This window comes from Microbacterium sp. BF1, assembly GCF_019279095.1.
Lineage (GTDB): Bacteria > Actinomycetota > Actinomycetes > Actinomycetales > Microbacteriaceae > Microbacterium > Microbacterium maritypicum.
The window spans coordinates 1-8,519 of sequence record NZ_JAGYWT010000065.1; the positions used below are offsets into that span (position 1 = coordinate 1).

7 protein-coding genes are annotated in these 8,519 nt (G+C 66.8%); 5 read left to right on the forward strand and 2 right to left on the reverse strand.

What is annotated here, in order from left to right:
* Nucleotides 1-17: 17 nt before the first annotated feature.
* The 5 genes from ruvB (at nucleotide 18) to KZA10_RS04000 (ending at nucleotide 6,632) form a co-directional block, all read left to right on the forward strand.
* Entirely contained in the window at nucleotides 18-1,043 is a 1,026-nt protein-coding gene (ruvB, locus tag KZA10_RS03980; protein WP_017830536.1) for a Holliday junction branch migration DNA helicase RuvB, read from the forward strand.
* A 78-nt stretch (nucleotides 1,044-1,121) separates the two neighbouring features.
* Nucleotides 1,122-1,520 (forward strand): preprotein translocase subunit YajC, encoded by a 399-nt coding sequence (gene yajC, locus KZA10_RS03985; protein WP_218682229.1) that lies wholly within the window; start codon nucleotides 1,122-1,124, stop codon nucleotides 1,518-1,520.
* A gap of 54 nt (nucleotides 1,521-1,574) precedes the next feature.
* Entirely contained in the window at nucleotides 1,575-3,323 is a 1,749-nt protein-coding gene (gene secD / locus KZA10_RS03990; RefSeq protein WP_218682226.1) for a protein translocase subunit SecD, read from the forward strand.
* The gene (gene secF / locus KZA10_RS03995; RefSeq protein WP_218682227.1) at nucleotides 3,323-4,312 is read left to right on the forward strand and encodes a protein translocase subunit SecF; all 990 of its coding nucleotides are present in this window, start codon (nucleotides 3,323-3,325) and stop codon (nucleotides 4,310-4,312) included. The genes secD and secF overlap by 1 nt, the downstream gene beginning before the upstream one ends.
* A gap of 67 nt (nucleotides 4,313-4,379) precedes the next feature.
* Nucleotides 4,380-6,632 carry a bifunctional (p)ppGpp synthetase/guanosine-3',5'-bis(diphosphate) 3'-pyrophosphohydrolase gene (locus KZA10_RS04000; protein ID WP_218682228.1) on the forward strand — a complete coding sequence of 751 codons (2,253 nt, stop codon included), beginning with the start codon at nucleotides 4,380-4,382 and terminating at the stop codon, nucleotides 6,630-6,632.
* Here KZA10_RS04000 and KZA10_RS04005 read toward each other — a convergent pair.
* Both KZA10_RS04005 and KZA10_RS04010 read right to left on the reverse strand, forming a co-directional pair.
* A complete protein-coding gene (locus tag KZA10_RS04005; RefSeq protein WP_055872481.1) occupies nucleotides 6,619-7,170 on the reverse strand; it encodes a type IV toxin-antitoxin system AbiEi family antitoxin in 552 nt (183 codons plus the stop codon). The two genes, KZA10_RS04000 and KZA10_RS04005, sit on opposite strands and share 14 nt — an antisense overlap.
* Nucleotides 7,171-7,234: 64 nt before the next feature.
* Nucleotides 7,235-8,519, reverse strand: a 1,285-nt coding sequence (locus KZA10_RS04010) for a DUF349 domain-containing protein (protein ID WP_256934379.1), incomplete at its 5' end; no start/stop codon positions are given.

The window sequence follows — 8,519 nt, forward strand, 5'->3', positions numbered from 1 at the left end:
GCAGGGAGGCCAGACGCGTGTCTGACCATCTCGACGCCAGCGAGCCGTCCGACGAGACCGAGCTCGCGATCGAGGGCGCGCTGCGTCCGACCAGCCTGGGGGAATTCGTCGGACAGCAGAAGGTCCGCGGTCAGCTGCAGCTCCTCCTCGAGGCCGCACGCATCCAGAGCCGTCCGGCCGACCACATCCTGCTGGCAGGGCCTCCGGGGCTCGGCAAGACGACGCTCGCGATGATCGTGGCGCACGAGAGCGAGCGTCCGCTGCGTCTGTCCAGCGGTCCGGCGATCCAGCACGCCGGAGACCTCGCCGCTCTGCTGTCGAGCCTGGTGCCAGGCGAAGTCCTGTTCATCGACGAGATCCACCGGATGGCGCGCTCCGCGGAGGAGATGCTCTACCTCGCGATGGAGGACTACCGCATCGACATCATGGTGGGCAAGGGCGCGGGCGCCACGAGCATTCCGCTCGAACTCTCGCCGTTCACCCTCGTCGGCGCGACGACGCGCTCCGGTCTGTTGCCGAACCCCCTGCGTGATCGCTTCGGTTTCACCGGGCACCTGGAGTTCTATGAGGAGTCGGAGCTCGAACAGGTGATCGCCCGCTCGGCCGCCGTCCTCGGCGTCGATCTGCCGACGGATTCGCTCTCCGAGATCGCCCGCCGCTCGCGCGGCACACCGCGCATCGCCAACCGTCTGCTGCGCCGTGTGCGCGACTATGCCCTGGTGCACACGGGGGGAGTGGCGACCATCCGCGAGGTCCGTGCGGCGCTGGAACTCTACGACGTCGATCCGATCGGCCTCGACCGCCTGGACCGTGCCGTGCTGGAAGCACTGGTGCGTCGATTCCGCGGGGGTCCGGTCGGGCTCAGCACACTCGCGGTGGCGGTCGGCGAGGAGGCTGAGACGGTGGAGAGCGTGGTCGAGCCCTACCTCGTGCGCATCGGGTTCCTCGGACGCACTCCCCGTGGCCGTGTCGCGATGCCGGAGGCGTACGCGCATCTGGGCGTCGCTCATCCGGACGGGATGCTTACGTTGGATGACCTATAATCGCTGGAGACTTCCCGGTTACCTTCGCGCGCCCAAAGGCTGGAGCGTGCACCTGAGAAAGGCGCTTCCCCCATGCCCATGGAATTCCTGCTCTTCGGCCTTCTTGCCGTCCTCCTCGTCTTCATGATCTTCAACACACGCAAGCGCACGAAGCAGATGAAGGCAGAGCAGGAGGAGAAGGCCACCAAGACTGTTCCGGGCGCCAAGGTGCTCCTGCAGGGCGGCATCTACGGGACGATCGTCGCGTACGACCCCGAAGACCTCGACACGCCGGCGCTGGTCGAGATCGCTCCCGGCACCATCATCGACGTCCACAGCCAGGCCATCCTGCGAGTCGTCGAGCCCAAGGACGCCATCGTCGACGCGTCGGCAGATGAGATCGTCGAGGAGCAGGTCGCCGACGAGTCGATCGCTCCGGCCGTCGAGACTCCCGAGGAGACCCGCGCCCGCCTCGAGCGCGACGCCGACGACAAGTAAGCCCGGGGCCGACGCGGCCGCTCGGATCTCCGTCCTTCCAGAAAGCTGACACACGTGGCTTCATCCTCTCCCGTCCGTCACGCCTGGCGGGTCCTTCTCGGCCTGCTCCTCGTGACGGGCGTGCTCTTCGGCATCAACGCGCTGGGCGTGTACGTCTTCAAGGACAGCAACGGGGAGGCCGCGAGCTCGTGGTCACCCGAGCTCGCCCTCGACCTCCAGGGCGGCACGCAGATCGTCCTGAGCGCGGAGACCGAGGACGGCGCCGCCCCCTCGACCGAGCAGCTCGATCAGGCCGCTGCGATCATCCGTCAGCGCGTCGACGCCTCAGGTGTCGCCGAGGCCGACATCACCACCGAGGGCGGACAGAACATCGTCGTCCAGATCCCGGGTGAGGCCGACGCGCAGACACGGGAGCGGATCCAGTCGAGCGCTCAGCTCGAGTTCCGCCCCGTTCTGTACACCACGGCGGCGACCAACGAGTTCGTCGGCGAGGACGGCAACTCCACGCCGTACCCGAGCCCGGACCCGGGGCTCAACTCGACGCCGACGGCCGAGCCGACCGACGCGAGCGACGTCTCCTGGGTCACGGACAAGCTGGCCGCGGAGTTCCAGGCGTACGACTGCGCGAACCCCGACAACAACGCCGCGAAGGCGCCGAAGGACCAGCCGCTCATCGCCTGCTCGGCGGACGGGACGGCGAAGTACATCCTCGGACCTGCCGAGCTCGACGGAACCGCCATCACAGACGCCTCGGCCGGTCGCGATCCGAAGTCGGGCGCATGGCTCGTCCAGCTCACGATGAACGGCGACGGGGCCGACGCCTTCGGCAAGGTCAGCACCCGTCTGAACCAGAACCGCATCGACGGGCTCACGCCGCGCGATCAGTTCGCGTTCGTGCTCGACGGCAACGTGATCAGCGCGCCGCGCATGAACGGCCAGATCCTCGACGGAAAGCCGAGCATCTCGGGCAGCTTCACACAGGAGACCGCGACGACTCTCGCGGACCAGCTCAAGTTCGGTGCTCTTCCGCTCAGCTTCACTGTGCAGAGCTCCGACACGATCTCGGCCACGCTGGGCACCCAGCAGCTGCAGATCGGTCTGATCGCCGGACTCATCGGTCTCGCGTTGGTGGCGATCTACTCGCTGATCGTCTATCGCGCCCTCGGGTCGGTGATCATCGCGTCGATCGCGGTGATGGCGATCCTCACCTACATCATCATCTGCATCCTGGCGTGGCGCATCGGCTTCCGCCTGTCGCTCGCCGGTGTCGCCGGTCTGATCGTCTCCATCGGTTTCACGGCCGACTCGTTCATCGTGTACTTCGAGCGAATACGAGACGAACTCCGCGATGGAAAGTCGATCACCTCTGCGGTGGAAGACGGCTGGGGTCGCGCCAAGCGCACGATCTACATCTCGAAGTCCATCAACATCCTCGCGGCGCTCGTGCTCTACATCCTGGCCGACGCCACGGTGAAGGGCTTCGCGTTCACGCTCGGCCTCACGACGCTCATCGACGTGTTCATCTTCGTGATCTTCACGCATCCGGTGATGCAGTTGCTCGCTCGCACGCGATTCTTCGGCGGAGGCCACAAGCTCTCCGGTCTCGACCCCGAGGCTCTGGGCGCCGTGTACCGCAGCCGCTCGCAGTATCGCGAGGTGACCACGGTATCCGCAGGGCGGGGCGCGAAGAACGCCCGCTCCCGCGGTGAGGCGGATCGCAGACAGACCATCGCCGAACGCAAGCGCGCCGAGGCCCTCGCGGGTGACAAACCCACCAACGCCGGAAGTGAGGGAGACGCCTGATGCCTTCCATGAATGAGTTCGGCAACAACCTCTACTCGGGGAAGACCTCTTTCCCGTTCGTCGGCAAGCGGCGTTTGTGGTTCATCATCGCGATCATCCTGGTCGTCGGCTCGGCGTTGGTGCCGCTCATCCGTCCTATCCAGTTCTCGATCGAGTTCACGGGTGGATCGCAGTTCACCGTGCAGGCGCCGGACAGCCTCGATCAGGAGACGGCGACCACAGCCGTGCAATCGGTCGTCCCCGGCGCTGCGACCAAGGTCGTCGTCGTCAGCGGCAAGGACGTCCGCGTCCAGACCGACCAGATGAGCGCTGCCGAGACCCAGCAGGTCGGCGAGGCACTGGCGAAGGCATACGGCGTCGATCCGTCCGACGTCACTTCCTCCTTCATCGGCCCCGCGTGGGGCGAGAACGTCACGAAGCAGTCGCTGTGGGGTCTTGCGATCTTCCTCGCGCTGACCTTCCTGATCCTCGCGATCTACTTCCGCACGTGGAAGATGTCGGCCGCGGCCATCATCGGTCTGCTCGACGTGCTCGTGATCACGGTGGGCGTCTACGCGCTGGCCGGCTTCGAGATCTCGCCTGCGGCGGTGATCGGCTTCCTGACGATCCTCGCGTACTCGCTGTACGACACCACGGTCGTGTTCGACAAGATCCGGGAGAACACCACGGAGGACGGGGAGAAGTCCGCCCGACTGTTCGGTGAATCGGTGAACCTCGCCGTGAACCAGACGCTGGTGCGCTCCATCAACACCTCGGTCGTCGCAGCGCTGCCGGTCGGCGCCGTGCTCTTCATCGGCGCTTTCTGGCTCGGTGCGGAGTCGCTCACCGACATCTCGCTCTCGATCTTCGTCGGCATCCTGGTGGCGACCTACTCGACGCTCTTCGTGGCTGCTCCGCTCTACTCGCTGTTCCGCGAGAACGAGCCGCAGCTCAAGGCACGCGACGCCCGCATCCGTCAGAGCCGCAGCAAGGCGTCGGTCGAGGTCTGACCGGTCAGCTCAGCGGGAGCTCGTCCCGCCCAGCACGCGTAGGATGAACTGATCGGGAGGTGAGTTGATGGCGGAACCACAGACGTCATCGCAGGGTTCGAGTCTGCGACGGCTGGTTCCCCGCATCTTCTCCCGCGCGTCCAGGATCAACGACCTCGACAACCTCATCCGCACAGTGCGCGCGAATCACCCCAAGGGTGACTTCTCGGTCATCGAGAGGGCCTACGCGGTCGCCAAGGAGAAGCACGAGGGTCAGAAGCGCCAGAGCGGCGAGCCGTACATCACTCACCCGCTCGCGGTCGCGCAGATCCTCGCGGAGCTCGGCCTCGGACCGCGGGCGATCGCGGCCGCACTGCTCCACGACACGGTCGAGGACACGGGGTATGCGCTGACCGACCTCACCGCCGAGTTCGGCGACGAGGTCGCGATGCTCGTCGACGGCGTTACCAAACTCGACAAGGTCAAGTACGGCGAGAGCGCTCAGGCCGAGACCGTCCGCAAGATGATCGTCGCGATGTCGAAAGACATCCGGGTGCTGTTGATCAAGCTCGCCGACCGTCTCCACAACGCGCGCACCTGGGGTTTCGTCCCGCCCGAGAAGGCGGCGAAGAAGGCCAAGGAGACGCTGGAGATCTACGCGCCGCTGGCCAATCGCCTCGGTATCCAGGCGATCAAGTCGGAGCTCGAGGATCTCTCCTTCGCGGTGCTGCACCCGAAGATCTACAACGAGATCCACAGCCTCATCGCCCAGCGCACCCCGCAACGCGAGAAGTACCTGACTCAGGTCGTCGAGGAGATCGACGAGGATCTGCGCGATCTCCGCATCCGCGGCAAGGTGGTCGGTCGACCGAAGCAGCTCTACTCGGTGTACCAGAAGATGGTCATCCGCGGTCGCGAGTTCGATGACATCTACGACCTGATCGGCGTCCGGGTGCTGGTCGCCTCGGTGCGCGACTGCTACGCCGTGCTCGGTGCGATCCACGCGCGCTGGACTCCGCTGCCCGGCCGGTTCAAGGACTACATCGCGACGCCCAAGTTCAACCTCTACCAGTCGCTGCACACCACCGTGATCGGCCCCGCCGGCCGCACGGTCGAGATCCAGATCCGCACGCACGAGATGCACCAGCAGGCCGAGTACGGTGTCGCGGCGCACTGGATGTACAAGGAGCGGATGAACGGCGGTGGCAAGACCGAGGTCCGCGCCTCCGACACCGACATGGCGTGGATCGCGCACATCTCCGACTGGCAGGCGGAGACCGCCGACCCCGGTGAGTTCCTGGAGTCGCTCCGGTTCGAGATCGGGGCGAAAGAGGTCTACGTCTTCACCCCGAAGGGCCGCGTGATCGGACTCCCGTCGGGTGCGACCCCGGTGGACTTCGCGTACGCCGTGCACACCGAGATCGGCCACCGCACGATGGGTGCGAAGGTCAACGGTCGTCTGGTTCCGCTGGAATCCGAGCTCAAGAGCGGCGACGTCGTCGAGGTGTTCACCTCGAAGAACCCCGACGCAGGTCCCAGCCAGGACTGGCTCGGCTTCGTCGCGAGCACCCGCGCCCGCAACAAGATCCGCGGATGGTTCACGAAGGAGCGCCGCGAGGAGGCGATCGAGCAGGGCAAGGAGGCCATCGCCCGCGCGATGCGCCGACAGAACCTGCCGCTGCAGCGTCTGATGAGTCATGATTCGTTCACGGAAGTGGCGCGGGGCATGCACTACGAGGACGTGTCCGCACTCTACGCCGCCGTCGGTGAGGGGCATGTCTCCACCCAGTCGGTGCTGGAGAAGGTCACCGCTCTCGTGGCGGCGAGCGACCCCACGACGGGTGCCATCGATCTGCCTGGCAGCGCTCCGAGCCGCGAGCCGCGATCCGGGGACTCCGGTGTGCTCGTTCGTGGAGCCAACGACATCCTGGTGAAGCTGGCCAAGTGCTGCACACCTGTTCCCGGGGATCAGATCGTCGGTTTCGTGACCCGTGGCAGCGGCGTCTCGGTGCATCGTGCCGACTGCGTCAACGTCAAGGCCCTCGGCAGCGAGCAAGACCGGTTCGTCGAGGTGTCCTGGGCACCGACCACCAAGAGCGTGTTCCGCGTGCAGATCCAGGTCGAGGCCCTCGACCGCTCCGGGCTCCTCTCGGACGTCACGCGCGTTCTGAGCGAGCACCACGTCAACATCCTCTCGGCGACGGTCACGACCACCGATGAGCGCCTGGCATTGAGTCGTTTCGTGTTCGAGATGGGTGACGCCGTTCACCTGGACCGTGTGCTCAACGCGGTGCGCCGGATCGACGCCGTCTACGACGTCTACCGCGTCACCTCTTCTTGAGCGAGAGTCGCTCCAGCACGGCCATTCCGACGCGACTGCCGGGAACACGGCTCATGTCGCGCAACGCGTCTCCCGCGGCCTCGGGCGCTTCGGGGAACACGATGGCGAGACGGTCCATCCACGTGAGCACTCGGGGGTCTCGGTGCAGCGTCGTGGCGAGGTCGAGCATCGTCCGCATCGGCGTCGACACCAGCACTCCGCCGATCTGCTGAAGGTCGGACGACGGCACCACGGTGTCGTGGAAGACGAGTCGTGAACTGGTGACGGCTCTGATGCGCCTCTCGACGCAGCGCCTGATGTGATGCACGGCGGGCGGGGCGTCACCGGCGCCGTGGATCCAGGCGGCGGTCGGACCCGAGGCTGCGGTTCCCGGCCTCACCAGGGTGGCGATCGTGCTGGCCCTGACATCGGGCCCCTCGATGAGGTCAGCGGGGACGTAGGCGTCGCCCACCTCCACCACGTGACCGTCGATCCGCGCGGCACTCAGCTCCGACTGGCTCAACCGCTCACCGGGGACGTAGAGAAAGGCGGGGTGCATCACGCCAGTCTGGCGCAGTGCACCCCGCCTCTTCCGAGCTCGCGGGTGAGCTGTGGAGAACGGATCAGCTGCCGAGGGCGCTCAGCCAGGCGCGTCGCGCTTCGAGTGCGTCGGATGCGGCCTTGGCGGCCTTCTTGTCGCCCGCCTTCTGCGCCGCGGCGACCTCGGCCTCGAGCTTCTCGATCGCCTCGAGCAGCTGCGAACTCATGTCGTTCGCGCGTGCCTTGGTCTCCGGGTTGTTCTTCTTCCAGTCCACGTCTTCGCGGCCCTTCAGAGCCTGCTCGATCGCGCGGAGCTTGTCGTCGAGTGCACGCTCCTTCTCCCGGGGGAAGACGCGGCCGATCTCGTCCCACTGCCGCTGGATGCGCGTGAGAAGTGCACGGGCCCGCTTGATGTTCGACTCGTCCGCGACGGCCTTCGCCTCTTCGAGGAGGGCCTCGCGAGCCTCGATCTTCGGCGCGGAGTCTGCCTCTTCCGCAGCGGCCTGCTCGGCACGCGCGGCGTAGAGAGCGTCGCCGGCAGCCTTGAAGCGTGCCCAGAGGGCGTCGTCGGCCTTGCGTCCGGCGCGCCCGGATGCCTTCCACTCGTCGAGGAGGTTGCGATACGCGGGGATGCCGTCCGTGCCACGGGGGGCGAGCGCCTCGGCGCGTTCGACCAGACGGGTCTTCGCGTCGCGCGCTGCCTTGTGCGCATCGTCGAGCTCGGAGTAGAACGCACGGCGCTGCTTGTCGACGATCGCACGGGCGTCGCGGAACCGCTTCCAGAGCTGCTGGGAGATTCCCTTCGACAGGCGCGGTCCGTTCTGCTGCTGCGCCTGCCAGGCGTCGAACAGCTCGCCGAGCTCGGCGGTGACCTGCTTCCACTGCACCTTGCTGAGGTCGCGGGCGGCGATCTCCTCGGCGCGCTCGACGAGGATCGTGCGCTCGGCGATCGCCTTGTCGACGAGCTCCTTGGCCTGCTGCGCCTCCTGCTCGGTGGCTTCCGACAACGACGAGGTGAGCGCGTTGAGTCGATCGCGCAGTCCTGCGAGATCGCCGACGGCGGCGGCATCGGTCGCCTCCTCGATCAGGTGCGCAGCCTGCTTGGCCAGGTCGCCGGCAGAAGCTCCGCCAGCCTGGTGGCGCTGCTCGAGCGTCTGCACCTTGAAGGCGATGTCGTCGAACTTGCGGACGAAGTAGGCGAGGGCCTCGTCGGGAGTGCCGTCGGGGTACTGGCCGACGACGCGCCAGGCATCGCCCTCCTTGACCTCGACGGTTCCGTCATCGGACACGCGACCCCATTCGGCTGAGGTCGAGGATGCGGCCGGCACCGATGCGACGGGCGCGACGGCGGCCGGTGTCGGCGCCTTT

Bases quoted from the DNA above. Each gene is read 5' to 3' on its own strand.
- yajC (WP_218682229.1), top strand. From the start codon at position 1,122: ATGGAATTCCTGCTCTTCGGCCTTCTTGCCGTCCTCCTCGTCTTCATG.
- secF (WP_218682227.1), top strand. From the start codon at position 3,323: ATGCCTTCCATGAATGAGTTCGGCAACAACCTCTACTCGGGGAAGACC.
- KZA10_RS04000 (WP_218682228.1), top strand. From the start codon at position 4,380: ATGGCGGAACCACAGACGTCATCGCAGGGTTCGAGTCTGCGACGGCTG.
- KZA10_RS04005 (WP_055872481.1), bottom strand. From the start codon at position 7,170: ATGCACCCCGCCTTTCTCTACGTCCCCGGTGAGCGGTTGAGCCAGTCG.